Source organism: Caulobacter sp. UNC279MFTsu5.1, from assembly GCF_900114015.1.
In the GTDB taxonomy this organism is placed as follows: domain Bacteria; phylum Pseudomonadota; class Alphaproteobacteria; order Caulobacterales; family Caulobacteraceae; genus Caulobacter.
On the sequence record NZ_FORN01000014.1, the window covers coordinates 1 to 17254 of the forward strand.

Consider the following 17254-nt stretch of genomic DNA (forward strand, 5'->3'; position numbering starts at 1 on the left):
GGGGGAGGTGGCCCGGAGGGCCGGAGGGGGATCGCCCTCAAACTCTTGCCCGTAACGCCGGTTTGCCTCACTGGTGAGCGAATGAGTCAGCCGGTCACGATCGAACTGGGCGAGGGCGGCGCGCATGACGCCCGGGCGCTGCGCCACGCCTTCGGATGCTTCACGACGGGGGTGACGGTGGTCACCACGGTCTGCGAGGACGGCCGCCGCATCGGGCTGACGGCCAATTCGTTCACCTCGGTGTCGCTGGATCCGCCCCTGGCCCTGGTCTGCGTCGACCTGGCCTCGCGCAGCCTGCCGATCCTGGACGCGGCCGCGCGGTTCACGGTCAATGTCCTGCACGCCGACCAGCAGGCCATGGCCCGCCAGTTCGTGCAAAAGGACGGCGACCGGTTCGCGGGCATCGACACCGAGACCTGGAGCACCGGCGTTCCGATCCTGCCCGACTGCATGGCCAATTTCGAATGCGTGACCCACCAGGTCTTCGACGCCGGCGACCACCGGGTCTATGTCGGTCGGGTGGTGAAGCTGCGCTACGATCCGGACCACGAGCCGCTGGTCTATCTGCAGGGCCGGTTTCGCCGCGTGCACGTGGAGGCGTAGGGCCGCCATCACGAATTACGGCGGAGAGAATATGCGCGATACGCCCTCGTCGTCGGATGCTATTGACGCGCAAAACAAGGTCTAGGGAGCGTATCATGCGGACCATCAGCCATTTCGTGAACGGACAGACCCTGGAAGGGCAGTCCGGCCGCTTCGGCGATGTGTTCAATCCGAACACCGGCGAGGTCCAGGCCCGGGTGGCGCTGGCCAGCGCGGCCGAGCTGGACGCCGCCGTCCAGCTCGCCGCCGCCGCCCAGGTCGGCTGGGCCGCGACCAATCCCCAGCGCCGCGCCCGGGTGATGTTCGAGTTCAAGCGCCTGATCGAGCGCGACATGAACGCCCTGGCCGAGATCCTGTCGTCCGAGCATGGCAAGGTGATCGCCGACAGCAAGGGCGACATCCAGCGCGGCCTGGAGGTCATCGAGTTCGCCTGCGGCATTCCCCACGTCCTGAAGGGCGACTACACCGAGGGGGCGGGCCCCGGCATCGACGTCTATTCGATGCGCCAGCCGCTGGGCGTCTGCGCGGGGATCACCCCGTTCAACTTCCCGGCCATGATCCCGATGTGGATGTTCGGCATCTCGATCGCCGTGGGCAACAGCTTCATCCTCAAGCCGTCGGAGAAGGATCCGACCGTGCCGGTCAAGCTGGCCGAGCTGATGATGGAGGCGGGCCTGCCGGCCGGGGTGCTGAACGTCGTGCACGGCGACAAGACCGCGGTCGACGCCATCCTGACCCATCCGCTGATCCGCGCGGTCAGCTTCGTCGGCAGCTCCGACATCGCCTCCTACGTCTACCAGACCGGCACCGCGCACGGCAAACGCGTCCAGGCCATGGGCGGGGCCAAGAACCATGGGATCGTCCTGCCCGACGCCGACCTGGACCAGGTGGTCAAGGACCTGTCGGGCGCGGCCTTCGGCTCGGCCGGCGAGCGCTGCATGGCCCTGCCGGTCGTCGTGCCGGTCGGCCGCAAGACCGGCGACGAACTGCGCGAGCGGATGGTCGCCGAGATCGAGACCCTGAAGGTCGGGATCTCCACCGACGCGGCCGCCCATTACGGCCCGGTGGTCAGCGCCGCGCACCGCGCCAAGATCGCCGACTACATCAGGATCGGCGTCGAGGAAGGCGCCGAGCTGGTGGTCGACGGCCGCGAGTTTTCCCTGCAGGGCTTCGAGAACGGCTTCTTCATCGGCCCGTCGCTGTTCGACGGGGTCAAGAAGGGCATGAAGACCTATCAGGAGGAGATCTTCGGACCCGTCCTGCAGATCGTCCGCGCCGAGAGTTTCGAGGAGGCGCTCAGCCTGCCGTCCGAGCACCAGTACGGCAACGGCGTGGCGATCTTCACCCGCAACGGCCGGGCGGCGCGCGAGTTCGCCAGCCGGGTCAATGTCGGCATGGTCGGGATCAACGTGCCGATCCCGGTGCCGGTGGCCTACCACACCTTCGGGGGCTGGAAGCGCAGCGCCTTCGGCGACACCAACCAGCACGGCGTCGAGGGCGTGAAGTTCTACACTAAGGTCAAGACCATCACCGCCCGCTGGCCCGAGGGCGAACACGAAGGCGACGCCTTCGTCATCCCGACGATGAAATAGGCGGGGGCGGGGCGATGCGAGTTATGGTTCGGGCCTTGGCTTTCGTCGCCCCCTTGCTGATCGGACTTGTCCTGAACGCCACAGCCTTCGCCCAGCCCCTGGACGCCGCCGAGATGGCGGCGGTCGGCCAGTACGGCCAGCGCGCGGCGCCGCTGACGGTGTTCGAGCGGGCCGGCGTCCTGCGGATCGACGGCCAGGGCCGCCAGGACGCCCGGCTGACGCCGCTGGGCCGCGGCCGCTACGCGATCGAGGGCGGCGGCGAGCTGGTGCTGGAGCCGGTCGCCGTGCGCCTGGACGGGACCCGCCTGCCGCGCCACGACTTCGGGGCCGAGGTCGAGGCCGGCGTCCGGGCGGCGGTGCGCGCCGACCCCGCCGCCCTGCGGGCCCGGGCCCTGGCCGCGACGCCGCCGGTCGAGACCGCGCGGCATCGGCCCGCCGACCTGGTGGACCTGTCGGCCCTGGACCCGACGATCCGCCTCGACATCCGTTACGCCGGTTCCGACAACTTCATGGGTCTGCCGCTTTACGAGCGCGCCGCCGCCTACATGCAGCGCCCGGCCGCCCTGGCCCTGGCCCGGGCCGCCCAGGCGCTGAAGGCTAAGGGCTACGGCCTGCTGATCCACGACGCCTACCGGCCCTGGTTCGTCACCTGGATGTTCTGGGAGGCCACCCCGCCCGAGGACCACATGTTCGTGGCCGATCCGGCCCAGGGCTCGCGCCACAACCGCGGCTGCGCCGTCGACCTGACGCTGTACGACCTGAAGACCGGCAAGCCGGTCGAGATGCCCAGCCGCTACGACGAGATGTCGGGCCGCTCCTACGCCGACTTCATCGGCGGGACCACGAAGCAGCGGGCGATGCGCTCGATCCTGCGCGAGGCCATGGTCGCCCAGGGCTTCGAGATCTATCCCGAGGAATGGTGGCACTTCGACTACCAGGACTGGCGGGACTACGGCATCGGGACCGAGACGTTCAGCGAACTGGAGAAGGCGGGCGTGAGACGGTGAGAAAGGTTCACCGTGGCCGCCAGGCCAGAATGTCCGCGCTGCGCTCCACCCCGACCCGCGGGCACGCCGCCTTCAGCGAACAGGCCCCGCAGCGCGGCGCGTGGTGCGAGCACAGCAGCTGGCCCAGGCCCTTCATCAGCCAGTGCAGCTCGTACAGGTCCTCGGCCGTCCAGCTGTCGGGGACCAGGTCCATCAAGGCCCGGTAGGCGTGGGCGGTGTCATAGCCGGCGGGGATCAGGCCGTAGCGGCCGGCGACGCGATGCACATGGGTGTCGACCACCAGGGCCCGCATGTTCAGGGGACTGAAGTTCAGCACCGAGGCGGCGACCTTGACCCCGACGCCGGGCAGGCCCTGCAGCCACCAGCGGGCGCTGTCCAGCTCCAGCTCGGCCAGGTGGTCCAGCGACAGCCTCCAGCCGCTGCGCACCTGGATCAGCCGCAGGGCGTGGGGCAGGTGGCGGGCCTTCTCCTCGGGATAGGTGACGTCCTTGATAAGCGCCTGGATCTCGGCGTCGGGCGTCTCGGCCAGTTCTTCCCAGGTGGCGAAGCGCTCCTTCAGGCGATGGTAGGCGCCCCAGGAAACGGCGTCCTTGGTCCGGCCGCTGATCGCCGACTTGACCAGCTGCGACACCGGATCCAGCCGCTTGGTCGGCCGCTGCGGCCCGAAGGTCTTGAGCAGCCCGTCGCGCAGGGCTTCGAGCGGCGAGGTCGACAGGTCGAGGGACAGCTGCATGGCGATTCTCATTCGGAACGTAACGAGAACATAGTGAACGCGCGGCGGCTTGTCGAGTTATCCCCAGCTTGTTCCCAGGCTCGCCGTCAGGACCAGGGCCGGCGGCGCCCCCACATCACGGTGATCCGCCGGCGCAGGCGGGTCAGGGCCACGCGCATCGGCGTCGGAGCCGGGGCGGGGGCCGGGCGCTCCTCGGCGGGCAGCTCGATCTGGGCGAAGCGGGCGATCAGGTCGCGCAGCTCCGGCTCCTGCACCGCCAGGGCGGCCTCGACCGGCGACATCCAGCGCAGGCTGCGCTGGCCCTGTTCCGGCCAGGTCGGGTGCTCGCCGGTGACTTCCAGCGGGTAGACGTCGACCGTCACGGGGCGCGCGACGCCGCTCTTGAGGCGCTTCAGATAGGGATAGTCGCCGATCGGCTTTTCCGCGATGCGGCCGTCGAGACCGGCCTCCTCGTAGGCTTCCTGGGCGGCGGCCTGGGGATCGGTCTTGCCCTTCATCGGCCAGCCCTTGGGGATCACCCAGCGGCGGGTCTCGCGAGACGACACCAGCAGGACCTGCAGGCCCGCGACCGCATCGGCGCGCCAGGGCAGAGCGGCGACCTGACGGCGCCGCGTCCTGGACTTGAGTCCCGCCTGCTTGCCGTCCGCCGTATCCGTCACTTCATCCAGAACCCGAGATAGTAGAACGCCGCCGCGACGAGGCCGGCCGCAGGCAGGGTGACGATCCAGGCGGTCACGATGCTCTTGGCCACGCCCCATCGGACGGCCGAAACCCGACGCGAAGCGCCGACGCCGACAATAGCGCCCGTGATCGTGTGAGTCGTCGAGACCGGAACGCCGATATGGGTCGCCAGGAACAAAGTAATCGCTCCGCCGGTCTCCGCGCAGAAGCCCTGCATCGGAGTCAGGCGGGTGATCTTGCTGCCCATGGTGTGCACAATGCGCCAACCCCCGAAGAGGGTGCCGAGCGCCATGGCGGTCTGGCACGACAGGACGACCCACAGCGGGATCGTGCCCGGGGCGTGGGTGGCGCCGTGGGCGAACAGCAGGGCGGCGATGATGCCCATGGTCTTCTGGGCGTCGTTGCCGCCGTGGCCCAGGGAATAGGCCGCCGCCGAGAAGAACTGCGCGATGCGGAAGAACCGGTCGGCGAAGAACGGCGAGCGCCGGACGAAGATCCACGAGACGATCAGCACCAGCAGCAGCGCCAAGAGGAAGCCCATCAAAGGCGAGACCACGATGCCGGCCGCGGTCTTGCCCAGACCGGCCCACTGCACCGCGCCGAAACTGCCGACCTTGGCGACGGACGCCCCGACGAGACCGCCGATCAGGGCGTGGGAGCTGGACGAGGGGATGCCGGCCCACCAGGTGATCAGGTTCCAGCTGATCGCGCCCATCAAGGCGGCGAAGATCAGGCGGTCGCCGATGATGTGGGGGTCGATGATCCCCGCGCCGACCATCTTGGCCACGCTGGTGCCGAAGAAGATGAAGGCGATGAAGTTGAAGAACGCCGCCCACAGCACCGCCCACCGGGCCGACAGCACGCGGGTCGAGACGATGGTGGCGATCGAATTGGCGGCGTCGTGCAGGCCGTTCAGGAAGTCGAAGCCCAGGGCCACGACGATCAGCACGACCAGGATCAGGAAGGTCGGGTCCACTAGACCTGCTCGACCACAATGCCGCTGATGCGGTTGGCGACGTCCTCGAAGCGGTCGACCACCTTTTCCAGGTGGCTGTAGATGTCGACCCCGACGATGAAGGTCATCGGGTCACCGGTGCGGTGGGCCAGGAACAGCGCCTTGCGGCCCTGGTCGTACATCTGGTCGGCCTGCTCCTCGATCTGGGTGACGCGGACGGCCAGCTCGGTCAGCCGCTGGGCGTTCCTGCGCATGTCGGGCAGCAGGGCCACGGCCTCGACGGTCAGCTCGGCGGCCTGGACGATGATCGCGGCCATCTCGCGCATCGGCGGCTCGAAGGTCTTGACCTCGAACAGGCTGACCACCTTGGCGGTCTTGCGCATCTGGTCGATGGCGTCGTCCAGCGAGGTGGTCAGGTCCTGGATGTCGCTGCGATCGAACGGGGTGATGAAGCTGCGGCGGACCGCGCCCATAACCTGGCGAGTGATCTCGTCGGCCTCTTCCTCGTGCTGGTAGACGCGGGCGCTGGCGGCCTCGACGCCGTCGCCGCCCTCCATCAGGTCCTGCAGCGCCTTGGCGCCCAGCACCAGGGTGGCTGCGTGCTGCGCGAACAGCTCGAAGAAGCGGTCTTCCTTGGGCATAACGGCCCGGAACAAGCCCAGCATGGTCGCTTCATCCTCTGTTCGAAGCGTGGAGAGTGTCGCGGACGTCCTTGTACGGAAGAACGCCCGGCGCGGCGGAGCGGAACCACGGAAGGCGGCCGCGTTCAAGTCCTTCGTGACGGTTTTATGACAGCTTTTACGGGGTGCGCCCTCTGGTCGCGGCGCAAGGCCTTTGGCACTCTGGCGCGCGCATTGGTTCAGGAGCAGCGGCATGTCGACAAGCCTCAAGGTGAACGGCCGGGTCCACGCGGTCGAGGCCGAACCGGATACGCCGCTGCTGTGGGTGCTGCGCGACGAGCTGGGCCTGGTCGGGACCAAGTACGGCTGCGGCGTGGCCCAGTGTGGCGCCTGCACCGTGCACATCGACGGCGTGGCCATGCGCTCGTGCGTCACCTCACTGGCCCGGGTGGGCGGCAAGGCGGTGACCACCATCGAGGGCGTCGGGGCCAATCCGGTCGGGGCCAAGGTGCAGGAGGCGTGGAAGGCGATCGACGTGCCGCAGTGCGGCTACTGCCAGGCCGGCCAGATCATGTCGGCCACGGCCCTGCTGGCCGCCGCGCCCAAGCCGACCGACGACGAGATCGACGCGGCGATGAACGGCAACCTCTGCCGCTGCGCCACCTACATCCGCATCCGCAAGGCCATCAAGGCGGCGTCCGGCCAGGTGGAGGCGCGGGCATGACCGCGATCCTGGACAATCCCGCCCGCCGCCTGTTCCTCAAGACCGGCGCGGCGGCCGGCGGCGGCCTGCTGCTGTCGTTCAGCCTGCCGGGCCTGGTCCGGGCGCAGGACGAAACGCCGGGTGGAGCGGCGGCCAACCCGTTCAGCGCCTTCGTCCGCATCGCCCCCGACGGGACCGTCACCATCGCGGCCAAGCGGCCGGAGATCGGGCAGGGGATCAAGACCTCGATGCCGATGCTGATCGCCGAGGAGCTGGACGTTGACTGGGCGGCCGTCCGCATCGAGCAGGCCCCAATCGACGCCAAGGTGTTCGGTGAGCAGTCGGCCGGCGGCAGCACCTCCACGCCGGAGGACTGGGAGCCCATGCGCCAGGTCGGGGCGGTGGGACGGGCCCTGCTGATCCAGGCCGCCGCCCAGCGCTGGAACGTTCCGGCCCCCAGCCTGGCGACCGAGCCCGGCTTCGTGGTCGACAAGGCCGGCCGGCGTCGCCTGCCCTACGGCGAGCTGGCCCAGGCCGCGGCCAGCCTGGCCCCGCCCGATCCCAAGACCCTGGTCCTCAAGGATCCCAAGGCCTACCGGATCATCGGCAAGCCGCACCCCCAGTCCGACACCGCCGCCATCGTCGTGGGCAAGCCGCTGTACGGGATCGACGTGCGCGTTCCGGGCATGTTGTACGCCACCTTCCTGAAGGCCCCGGTGTTCGCCGCCAAGGTGGCCAAGGTCGACCTGGCGCCGGCCAGGGCGGTCAAGGGCGTCCGCCACGCCTTCGTGGTCGACGGCGGGACCGAACTGGAAGGCCTGCTGGGCGGCGTGGTGGTGGTGGCCGACACCTGGTGGGCGGCGCGCAAGGGCCGCAACGCGCTGGAGGTGACCTGGGCCGACCATCCGACCAGCGCCCAGAGCAGCGCGGGCTTCATCAAAAAGGCCGCCGAGCTGCACGGCCAGCCGCCGCACCGGAACCTCAAGGCGGTCGGCGACGTCGACGCCGCCCTGAAGAGCGCGGCCAAGGTGGTCAGCGCCGACTACAGCTATCCGTTCAACGCCCACGCCACGCTGGAGCCGCAGAACTGCACGGCCAGTTTCAAGGACGGCAAGGTCGAGATCTGGGCCCCGGCCCAGAACCCCGAGGACGGCCGCGAGCTGGTGGCCAGGACCCTGGGGATCAAGCCCGAGGACATCACCATCCACTTCACCCGCAGCGGCGGCGGCTTTGGCCGGCGGCTGATGAACGATTTCATGGTCGAGGCGGCGTGGATCTCCAAGGTGGTCGGCGCGCCGGTCAAGCTGCTGTGGACCCGCGAGGATGACCTCCAGCACGACTTCTACCGTCCGGCCGGCTTCCACCGGCTGACGGCGGGGCTGGACGCTCAGGGCGGGCTGACCGCCTGGCGCAACCACTTCGTGACCTTCGGCGAGGGCCAGAAGTTCGCCCGGGCCGCCAACATGGCCGGCACGCAGTTTCCGTTCGGCGCGGTCGAGAACTACGCCCTGGACGTCTCGGTCATGCCGCTGGGCGTGCCGACCGGCTGGCTGCGGGCGCCGGGCAACAACGCCTACGGCTTCGTATTGCAGGGCTTCACCGACGAGGTGGCCCACGCGGCGGGCGCCGACCCCGTCGCGTTCCGCCGCCAGCTGCTGGGCGCGCCGCGGCTGATCGGCGAGCCGGGCAGGGGCGACAGCTTCCACACCGGCCGCATGCGGGCCGTATTGGATAAGGTCGCCGAGGCGTCCGGCTGGGGCCGGAAGACCGGGAAGGGCGTCGGCCTGGGCGTGGCCTGCCACTACAGCCACCGGGGCTATGTGGCGGTGGTCGTGGAGGCGGCCGTGGCCGACGGGAGCCTGACGGTCCGCAAGGCCTGGGCGGCGGTCGATGTCGGCCGCCAGATCGTCAATCCGAACGGCGCCGAGCAGCAGGTGCAGGGCTCGGTCCTCGACGGGATCGGCAGTTCGCTGGGCCAGGCGATCACCATCGAGAACGGCGCGGTGGCCCAGAGCAATTTCGGCGACTTCCCGATGCTGCGCCTGGCCGACGCGCCGGACGTCGAGGTGCATTTCGTGACCAGCGACAACCCGCCGACCGGTCTGGGCGAGCCCGCCCTGCCGCCGGCCCCGGCCGCCCTGGTCAACGCCATCTTCGCCGCGACCGGCAAGCGCATCCGGACCCTGCCGATCGGCGACCAACTGGCTTAGGTTTCCCAGCCTTCCCTGGGGCGCGGCATAGCGTCCCATGGTCAAGTTCGCCGCGATCGGCGTGACGGTTTTTAACCTTCTTGCGCCAGAATGGTTCTCGAAACGAGGACCATCGCGTCATGGGGCAGCACGTCGAAACCCTGGTGATCGGGGCCGGGCCGGCCGGCCTGACCGCCGCCTATGTCCTGGCCAGGGCGGGACGCGAGGTCGCGGTCCTGGAAATGGACCCCCACGAGGTCGGCGGCTCGTGCCGCACGATCGACCATCACGGCTTCAAGATCGACCTGAACGGCGGGGCCTACGCCTCGACCTCGCCCAGCGTGCTGGCGCTGTGGTCCGAGCTGTCGCCCGACGGCTTCGTCGAACAGCCCCGAACGGCGCGGATCTATCACCGCGAGCGGCTCTACGCCTATCCGCTGAAGAGCGCGGAGACCCTGGCCCATCTGGGGCTGCGCGGCGCGGCGGCTTGCTTGGCCTCGTTCGGCCTAGCCAAGATCCGTCCGATCAGGACGCCCAGGACCTTTGGCGACGAGATCCGCAACCGCGTCGGCGCCCGGCTGTCATCGATGCTGTTCCTGCCGTTCGCCGAGAAGGTGTCGGGCCTGATCCGCGACCAGATGCCGGCCGGCCGCGCCGGCGCCGCCCGGCCGGCGGCCAACCTGCGCTATCCGCGCCAGGGCGGCGGCGCGCTGTGGCGGGCCTGCGCCGACCGGATCACGGTCTTCGGCGGCGAAGTCGCCCTGGGCCGGCGGGTCGAGACCCTGAAATTCGACGCTGTCGCCAAGCTGTGGACGGCGACCATCCTGCGCGAGGACGGCGCCCACGAGGTCCGCTCCGCCAACCACGTGGTCTCGACCGCGCCGCTGCGCGAGCTGATGGCCATGCTGCGGCCCGCGCCGATCAGCCTGTTCCACGCAGGCGAGCTGATGTACCGCGACCAGATCACGGTGGCCCTGGTGGGCCGCACGCGCAAGCCGCTGCGCGAGGCGGCGATCGACGTCCACGACACCGACCTGCAGGTCGGCCGGGTGAAGAACTACCGCGCCTGGTCGCCGGCCATGGCGCCGGAAGGCGAGGCGGACAGCTGCCTGGGCCTGGACTATTTCTGCTTCGAGGGCGACGGCCTGTGGACGGCCAGCGACGCCGACCTGGTGGCCCTGGCCTGGCGCGAGGCCGCGGTGATGGGGCTGATGGACCCGACCGCCGTCAGCGACGCCCGCGTCCTGCGCCAGCGCAAGGTGCTGCCGATCGAGGACGAGGACTGCGCCGAGCACCGGGCGATGATCCGCCTGGATCTGAAGATGCAGTTCCCCAGCCTGCACCTGGCCGGCCGCAACGGCCTGCACCGCGACGGCGAACGCGACCAGGCCACGCTCAGCGGCCTGCTGACCGCCGAGAACATTTTGGCGGGGGAAGTCGCCCATGACGTATGGGACGCGCCAGCCACGCCGGCGACGGGACGCAGGGCGGCCTAGGAAAGGCTGAGAGCCGCCGCCGTCCCGGATGGCGCGCAGCGCTTGTCCGGACCCAGGGTGGCGGCGCCACACCTCCAATGCGGGTATGTGCGGCTCTATCTAACCATGGAGATTGCAATTACCTGGTTCGACAGGCGCTGAATCGCGATCATCGACAACACGCTCTTCCCATTGGCGGTGATTTGTCGGAGTTTTCGCTTTAACCGTCGAATCGGGAAATCGATTCCCAAAGGGCGGCTCGGCGGGATCTCCGCGGCGCGCGTTTTCGGCCTTGATGCTTGACAACGTTGTCACTGTTGAGGTGGATGTCGCGTCCCGCAATGTCGGACAGGGAGTGAAACAACATGGCTGCTATGGAGGCGTCGCGGACGCCGATTTCGGGGCCCGGACCCAAGGCGGGAGGCAGTCTTGTCCTGGCCGTCGTCTGCGTGACGGCGCTCTTTTTCATCTGGGCGCTGGTCACCAACCTGCTCGACCCGCTGCTGAAGACCATGAAGACGGTCTTCACCTTGAGCCCGGTCGAGGCGAACCTGACCGGCTTCGCCTTCTTCATCGCCTATGGCGTCATGTCGATGCCGTCGGCTGCCTTTCTGTCGAAATTCGGCTACGCCCGGTCGGTGATCGTCGGCCTCAGCGGCATCGTCACCGGCTGCTTCATCGCCATCGCGGCGGCCAAGCTGCACGTCTTCGGCGTCTTCCTGGTCGGACTATTCGTGATGGCCTCGGGCGTCACCTTGCTGCAGGTGGCCGCCAACCCGCTGATCGCCTCGATGGGCAAGCCGGAGGGCGCGTCCTTCCGCCTGAACCTGTCGCAGGCCTTCAACTCGCTGGGCGCGGCCTGCGGCCTGTGGTTCGGCGCCAACTTCCTGCTCAAGGGCGACATCTTCAAGCATGGCGTCGTGATCACGCCGGCCCTGCGCGAACAGGCCCTGGGCTTCGTCTCGAACGTCTATCTGGCGATCGGCCTGGGCCTGGCCCTGTTCATCGCCGTGATCTTCCTGGTTCGTCATAAGATCACCGAAGCCGCGCCGAAGACCGGTCACCTGGTCAGCCCGTTCTCGGCCCTCGCGTCGAAGTGGGCCAATCTCGGCGCGATCGGCATCTTCCTCTATGTCGGCGCCGAGGTGGCGATCTCGCTGAACCTGCTGCTGTTCATCGAACAGGGCCACGTCCTGAACATCCCGGCCGAACAGGCCGGCAAGCTGACCACTTTCTACATGGTCTTCGCGATGATCGGCCGTTTCGCCGGATCGGCCCTGCTGAAGACGGTCAAGGACTACGTGCTGCTGATGCTGGTCGCCCTGGGCGCCATCGCGCTCTGCGTGGTGGTGATCCTGACCAAGGACATGACCCCGACCGCGCACGCCGGCACGCTGAACCTGATCCTGGCCCAGGCTCCGCTGACCAGCGGCCTGATCCCGGCCTTCGCGGCCCTGCTGATCGGCCTGTTCAACTCGATCATGTTCCCGACGATCTTCACCCTGACCCTGCAACGGTCCTCGGCGCCCACTTCGGCGACCTCGGGCCTGCTGTGCATGGCCATCGTGGGCGGCGCCTTCCTGCCGCTGATCTTCGCCAAGATCGAGGAGATGACCGGCTCGAAGTCGCTGGCCTTCATCGCGCCGCTGATCTGCTACCTGTACGTCCTGTGGTTCTCGTTCGCGGCGCGCGGCGCCAAGGTCCACGAGATCCAGGAGGAAGTGGTCTCGGCGCACTAGGCGGACCTCGATAAACGCCGAAGAGCCCGGGCGCGACGCGTCCGGGCTCTTTCTATGTCGTAGGTCTGAGAATGAGAATGCATTGCGACAAAGAGTGTCGGACTGTCGACTCAATGCAGGTTACTTCCATGGAAGAGCTCTGAAGCGGGAACGCCCCTCGAAGCGAAGTGTTTGTGATCCGCCGACTTCGGCCACAAAGCATTCAGGGAGAGACACCATGGCGACCACCGCCAAGAACTCATCGACCAGGGCCAAGTCCGCCAAGCCTCGCCGCACGCGCCGCACCGGCCGCCGCGATCCGCTGGCGATCACCCTTCTGAAGAAGGATCACCGCGAGGTCGAAGGTTGGTTCGACGAATACGAACAGCTGGAGGAGGGGGCTGAGAAGCTGGCCCTCTTCAACAAGATCGCCCTGGCCCTCAAGGTCCACACGCGGATCGAGGAGGAGATCTTCTATCCGGAGGAGCGCGGCGAGATCGAGGACGACTTGCTGGACGAGGCCTATGTCGAGCACGACGGGGCCAAGAAACTGATCGCCGAGATCGAGGCGATGCAACCGGGCGACGACTACTACGACGCCAAGGTCAAGGTGCTGGGCGAGTACATCAAGCACCACGTCAAGGAAGAAGAGCAGCCCGGCGGCATCTTCGCCCAGGCCAAGAAGGGCGACGAGGATCTGGAGGCCATGGGCCAGCGCCTGAAAGCCCGCAAGGAAGAGCTGATGGCCGAGCTGGGCGGAAAACAACCGAACTGACGTCACGGGGAGGGCCGCCCGGCCTTCCCCCGCTTTCGGAGTGCTCATGGCCGAGGCGCTTGATCCGATCCTGCCGCCGGACATCGCTGAGCTGACGCAGGCGGTCCTGGAGGCCGCCTGCGCGCGCCGGCTGACGCTGGCGACGGCCGAGAGCTGCACGGGCGGCCTGCTGGCGTCGCTGCTGACCGACGTGCCGGGATGCTCGCACGCCTTCGACCGGGGTTTCGTGGTCTATAGCGACGACGCCAAGATCGCGCTTCTCGACGTGCCGCCGTCGTTCCTGCCGCACGGCGGCGCGGTTTCGCAGCCGACCGCCATCGCCATGGCCGACGGGGCGATCAGACGGTCCAACGCCGACGTGGCGGTGTCGATCACCGGCTGGGCCGAGGAGGTCGGCGATCCGGAAAGGCCCGGCGGCCTGGTCCATTTCGCCTGCGCCCGCCGCGGCGGCTACACCCATCATCGCCAGGCCCGGTTCGGCGACATCGGCCGGGGCCCGCTGCGGATCGAATGCCTGCGCGTGGCGCTGAAAATGCTGCAGCAGGCCGTGGCGCTCTAGATTTTTGTTTTCGCATCGTTTTTGCGGAAAACCGGTGTCCACTTTTCCGCGCGATGCTCTAGCGGGCCCGGCGGCCATGAAAAAGCGCCTCCGGCGTGGGCCGAAGGCGCTGTTTCCGTGTGGAAGGCCTCGAGCGTCAGAGCGCTCGACGACCGGTGAACGCATGGTAGATCGCCAGCACGACGACCGCGCCGATCACGGCGACCAGCAGGCTGTAGAGGTTCAGTCCCGTGACGCCGGCGGACCCGAACTGATTGAACAGGAACCCGCCTACCACGGCGCCGACGATCCCGAGCACTAGGTCCACCACCAGGCTGCCGCCGCTGCGGCTGACCAGTTTGCTGGCGATGAAGCCGGCTACGAGGCCCAGCACGATCCACGCAAGAATAGACATGTACGCCTCCTTGGCACCAAAAGGCGTGCGAACCGCGCGCCGATGCGAAATAAAGGCGTTGACCAAGATTTTCGTTCCGACACGCTTGCGTGTTTAGGCGTGGAAACGTGGCGAAGACTTCTGGTTCGTTCGCGCGTTGCTTTCGGTCGCGGTCAGCGGGGCTTGCCGATGCGGGCCTGGACGGCCGCGACCAGCTTCTGCGCCGGAGCGCGGCCCAGCAGGATGAAGGCGCCGGAGCCGATGATGGCGCCGATGAGGAAGGACTGGCTCATGGAAATCCCTGGAGTGCTGGAAGCTGCGACCGGCCCCCTTTTACGGTCGGGGCCGCGTCGTTGACCATGTGACAAGCCGACGCCGGGCGCCGTCTTGCGCGATCCGGGCGATCCAGATGCATTGAACCGGCGTCGATGAATTCTGGTTGGGCGTTTCCACCCGACTACGTCAGAACCAGGGGCAAGACGGCCCGTGCGGCGTGACGCCGGCGGACCTTGTGACGTTATGCCGGAAGGCCCGGAAGCGGGCTTTCGAGAGGATCCAGATGGCCCAGACCCAGACCGCTCCATCTTCGCCCTCCAAGCCGAAAGCCGGACGCTTCATCGGAAGCTTCGGCGTCCAGGTGCTGGCCGCCATGATCGTCGGCCTGGGACTGGGCCTGCTGGCCCGCTCGCTGGGGCCGGCCGAAGGGCAGCCCGGCTACGGCCTGGCCGAGACCCTGCACCAGGTGGGGGCGATCTTCGTCCAGCTGCTGCGGGTGCTGGTGCCGCCGCTGGTGTTCACGGCCATCGTCGCCAGCATCGCCAACCTGCGCGCGCTGCAGAACGCCGCCCGGCTGGTCTGGAACACCCTGTTGTGGTTCGCGATCACCGCCCTGATCGCCGTGGCCATCGGCATCGCCCTGGGCCTGATCCTGCGCCCCGGCGACCACGCCGTCGTCGACCTGGCGACCGCCCACGCCCCGCGCACGACCGGCTCGTGGCTCGACTTCCTGACGGGTCTCGTCCCGTCCAACATCCTGGGCCTGCAGGCCTCGACCAAGATCGTCGACGGCGCGGCCACGACCACTACTTCGTTCAACGTGCTGCAGATCCTGGTGCTGGCCCTGGCGACCGGCGTGGCGGCGATCAAGGCCGGGCCGGCGGGCGAGGGCTTCCTGGCCTTCAACGCCTCGGCCCTGGCGGTGGTGCGCAAGGTGCTGTGGTGGGTGATCCGCCTGACGCCGATCGGCACCGTCGGCCTGTTGGGCAACGCCGTGGCCCAGTACGGCTGGACCACCCTGGGCCAGCTGGGCGCCTTCGCCGGCGCGATCTATATCGGCCTCGCCCTCGTGCTGTTCGTGGTCTATCCGACGATCCTGGCGCTGAACGGCCTGAACCCGCTGCGGTTCTTCGCCGGCGTCTGGCCCGCCATCCAGCTGGGCTTCGTCTCGCGCTCATCGATCGGCACGCTGCCGGTGACCGAGGCCCTGACCGAGACCCGCCTGGGCGTGCCGCGCGCCTACGCCGCCTTCGCCGTGCCGTTGGGCGCAACCACCAAGATGGACGGCTGCGCGGCCATCTATCCGGCGGTGGCGGCGATCTTCATCGCCCAATTCTATCATCTGCCGCTGCAGCTGACCGACTACGGCCTGATCGTCTTCGTCTCGGTGCTGGGCTCGGCGGCGACCGCCGGCCTGACCGGGGCGGTGGTCATGCTGACCCTGACCCTATCGACCCTGGGCCTGCCGCTGGAAGGGGTGGGCCTGCTGCTGGCCATCGACCCGATCCTCGACATGGGCCGCACGGCGGTCAACGTCGCCGGCCAGGCCCTGGCGCCGACCATCGTCGCCAAGCGCGAGGGGATCCTGGACGAGGCGGTCTTCAACGCCCCGCCGCGCGAGGTGGGAACGGACGAGGCCGTTCCAGCCTGATCCCTAAGGCGGGGGCGTGTTGGCGGCGACCCGCCATACGGCGTTGCCGACGTCGTCGGCCACCAGCAGCGCGCCGGACTTGTCGATCGCCACCCCGACCGGCCGGCCCAGGGCCTGGCCCTTGGCGTCGAGGAATCCGGTCAGGAACGGCTCGGCCGGTCCGGACGGCTTGCCGCCCGAGAACGGCACGAAGGCCACGCGGTAGCCGTTGACCGGCTTGCGGTTCCACGAGCCGTGCTGGCCGATGAAGGCCCCGCCCCGATAGCGCGGCGGGAAGGCGTCGGCGTCGTAGAAGGTCAGGCCCAGCGAGGCGGTATGGGTGCCCAGGGCGTAGTCCGGCTTGATCGCCCTGGCCACCAGGTCGGGCCGCTGGGGCTTCACGCGCGCGTCCACCGTCTGGCCGTAATAGCTGTAGGGCCAGCCGTAGAAGCCGCCGTCCCGGACCGAGGTCATGTAGTCGGGGACCAGGTCGTTGCCGATCTCGTCGCGCTCATTGACGCTGGTCCATAGCGCGCCGGTGGCGGGCTGCCAGGCCATGCCGTTGGGATTGCGCAGGCCCGAGGCGAAGACGCGGCTGGCGCCCGTGGTCGGATCGATCTCCAGGATCGCCGCCCGGCGCTCCTCGTTGGCCATGCCGTTCTCGCCGACATTGCTGTTGGAGCCGACGGTCACGTACAGCTTCGTCCCGTCCGAGCTGGCGATGACGTTCTTGGTCCAGTGGTGATTGATCGGCCCGGCTGGCAGGTCGGCGACCTTGCGCGGCGCGGCCGTGATCCGGGTCTGGCCGGCCTGGTAGGGAAAGGCCAGCAGGGCGTCGCTGTCGGCGACATAGAAGGTGTCGCCTACCAGAGCCATGCCGAACGGCGAATTCAGGCCCGACAGGAAGGTGGCGCGAACCTCCAGCGTTCCGTCGTTGTCGGCGTCGCGCACCAGGGTGATGCGGTTGGCCGAGGGCGGGGTCGCGCCGGCCCGCTTCATCATGATCTTCTGGAACCAGCCCCGGAGGCCCTTGCCGTCCTCGGGCTTGGGCGGGGCGTTGGTCTCGGCGATCAGGACATCGCCGTTGGGCAGCACGTAGAGCCAGCGGGGGTGGTCGAGGCCGCGGACCAGGGCGGTGGCGACGAAACCGGGCGCGGCGTCCGGGGTCTGGCCGTCGGCCCAGCCGACCGCCGGGGCGATCTTCATCACCGGGATGGCCTGCTTCCTGGCGGCGGGCAGGACGGGATTGGGGCCGTAGCCCTGCTCGGGCGGCAAGGCCGGGCCGCCCGAGCAGGCCGACAACAGCAGCAGGGCGGCGGGACCCGCGATCAGCAGGGCATGACGGGCTGTGGAGATCATCGGCCT

The 17254-nt window shown here is 68.7% G+C and carries 16 protein-coding genes; 10 read left to right on the top strand and 6 right to left on the bottom strand.

Annotation, left to right across the window (positions count from 1 at the left end; translation table 11 throughout):
• Positions 1 to 81: 81 nt before the first annotated feature.
• The 3 genes from BM066_RS10045 (at position 82) to BM066_RS10055 (ending at position 3202) form a co-directional block, all read left to right on the top strand.
• A complete protein-coding gene (locus BM066_RS10045) occupies positions 82 to 603 on the top strand; it encodes a flavin reductase family protein (RefSeq protein WP_089926948.1) in 522 nt (173 codons plus the stop codon).
• 95 nt (positions 604 to 698) lie between these two features.
• A complete protein-coding gene (locus BM066_RS10050) occupies positions 699 to 2195 on the top strand; it encodes a CoA-acylating methylmalonate-semialdehyde dehydrogenase (protein ID WP_089926951.1) in 1497 nt (498 codons plus the stop codon).
• Positions 2196 to 2230: 35 nt separating this feature from the next.
• On the top strand, positions 2231 to 3202 hold the full coding sequence (locus BM066_RS10055; protein ID WP_255367540.1) for a M15 family metallopeptidase: 972 nt from the start codon (positions 2231 to 2233) through the stop codon (positions 3200 to 3202).
• A 7-nt stretch (positions 3203 to 3209) separates the two neighbouring features.
• Here the strand turns inward: BM066_RS10055 and nth are convergent, their stop codons facing one another.
• From nth to BM066_RS10075, 4 genes are all read right to left on the bottom strand, one after another.
• A complete protein-coding gene (gene nth, locus BM066_RS10060) occupies positions 3210 to 3935 on the bottom strand; it encodes an endonuclease III domain-containing protein (RefSeq protein WP_089926957.1) in 726 nt (241 codons plus the stop codon).
• Between the two features lie 86 nt (positions 3936 to 4021).
• Entirely contained in the window at positions 4022 to 4594 is a 573-nt protein-coding gene (locus BM066_RS10065; RefSeq protein ID WP_089926962.1) for an NUDIX hydrolase, read from the bottom strand.
• Positions 4591 to 5592, bottom strand: a complete 1002-nt coding sequence (locus BM066_RS10070; protein WP_089926967.1) for an inorganic phosphate transporter — start codon at positions 5590 to 5592, stop codon at positions 4591 to 4593. Before BM066_RS10070 ends, BM066_RS10065 begins: the two co-directional genes overlap by 4 nt.
• Positions 5592 to 6236, bottom strand: a complete 645-nt coding sequence (locus BM066_RS10075) for a DUF47 domain-containing protein (protein ID WP_089926971.1) — start codon at positions 6234 to 6236, stop codon at positions 5592 to 5594. The genes BM066_RS10070 and BM066_RS10075 overlap by 1 nt, the downstream gene beginning before the upstream one ends.
• A 208-nt stretch (positions 6237 to 6444) precedes the next feature.
• Between BM066_RS10075 and BM066_RS10080 the strand changes: the two genes are divergently transcribed.
• The 6 genes from BM066_RS10080 (at position 6445) to BM066_RS10105 (ending at position 13610) form a co-directional block, all read left to right on the top strand.
• Positions 6445 to 6915: a (2Fe-2S)-binding protein gene (locus tag BM066_RS10080; RefSeq protein WP_089926974.1), complete on the top strand. Its 471-nt coding sequence runs from the start codon at positions 6445 to 6447 to the stop codon at positions 6913 to 6915.
• Entirely contained in the window at positions 6912 to 9104 is a 2193-nt protein-coding gene (locus BM066_RS10085) for a xanthine dehydrogenase family protein molybdopterin-binding subunit (protein WP_089926977.1), read from the top strand. Before BM066_RS10080 ends, BM066_RS10085 begins: the two co-directional genes overlap by 4 nt.
• Positions 9105 to 9223: 119 nt before the next feature.
• Entirely contained in the window at positions 9224 to 10579 is a 1356-nt protein-coding gene (locus BM066_RS10090) for an FAD-dependent oxidoreductase (RefSeq protein WP_089926981.1), read from the top strand.
• A 353-nt stretch (positions 10580 to 10932) separates the two neighbouring features.
• A complete protein-coding gene (locus tag BM066_RS10095; RefSeq protein WP_089926985.1) occupies positions 10933 to 12297 on the top strand; it encodes a sugar MFS transporter in 1365 nt (454 codons plus the stop codon).
• Between the two features lie 217 nt (positions 12298 to 12514).
• Positions 12515 to 13051 (top strand): hemerythrin domain-containing protein, encoded by a 537-nt coding sequence (locus BM066_RS10100; RefSeq protein WP_089926988.1) that lies wholly within the window; start codon positions 12515 to 12517, stop codon positions 13049 to 13051.
• Between the two features lie 46 nt (positions 13052 to 13097).
• Positions 13098 to 13610, top strand: a complete 513-nt coding sequence (locus BM066_RS10105) for a CinA family protein (RefSeq protein ID WP_089926991.1) — start codon at positions 13098 to 13100, stop codon at positions 13608 to 13610.
• Between the two features lie 136 nt (positions 13611 to 13746).
• On the opposite strand, the gene BM066_RS10110 is transcribed toward BM066_RS10105, so the two are convergent.
• The gene (locus BM066_RS10110) at positions 13747 to 14004 is read right to left on the bottom strand and encodes a GlsB/YeaQ/YmgE family stress response membrane protein (protein ID WP_035081411.1); all 258 of its coding nucleotides are present in this window, start codon (positions 14002 to 14004) and stop codon (positions 13747 to 13749) included.
• Between the two features lie 538 nt (positions 14005 to 14542).
• Here BM066_RS10110 and BM066_RS10115 point away from each other — a divergent pair.
• Entirely contained in the window at positions 14543 to 15910 is a 1368-nt protein-coding gene (locus tag BM066_RS10115) for a dicarboxylate/amino acid:cation symporter (RefSeq protein WP_089926995.1), read from the top strand.
• 3 nt (positions 15911 to 15913) lie between these two features.
• On the opposite strand, the gene BM066_RS10120 is transcribed toward BM066_RS10115, so the two are convergent.
• Positions 15914 to 17248: a PQQ-dependent sugar dehydrogenase gene (locus BM066_RS10120; RefSeq protein WP_089926998.1), complete on the bottom strand. Its 1335-nt coding sequence runs from the start codon at positions 17246 to 17248 to the stop codon at positions 15914 to 15916.
• Positions 17249 to 17254 lie beyond the last annotated feature (6 nt).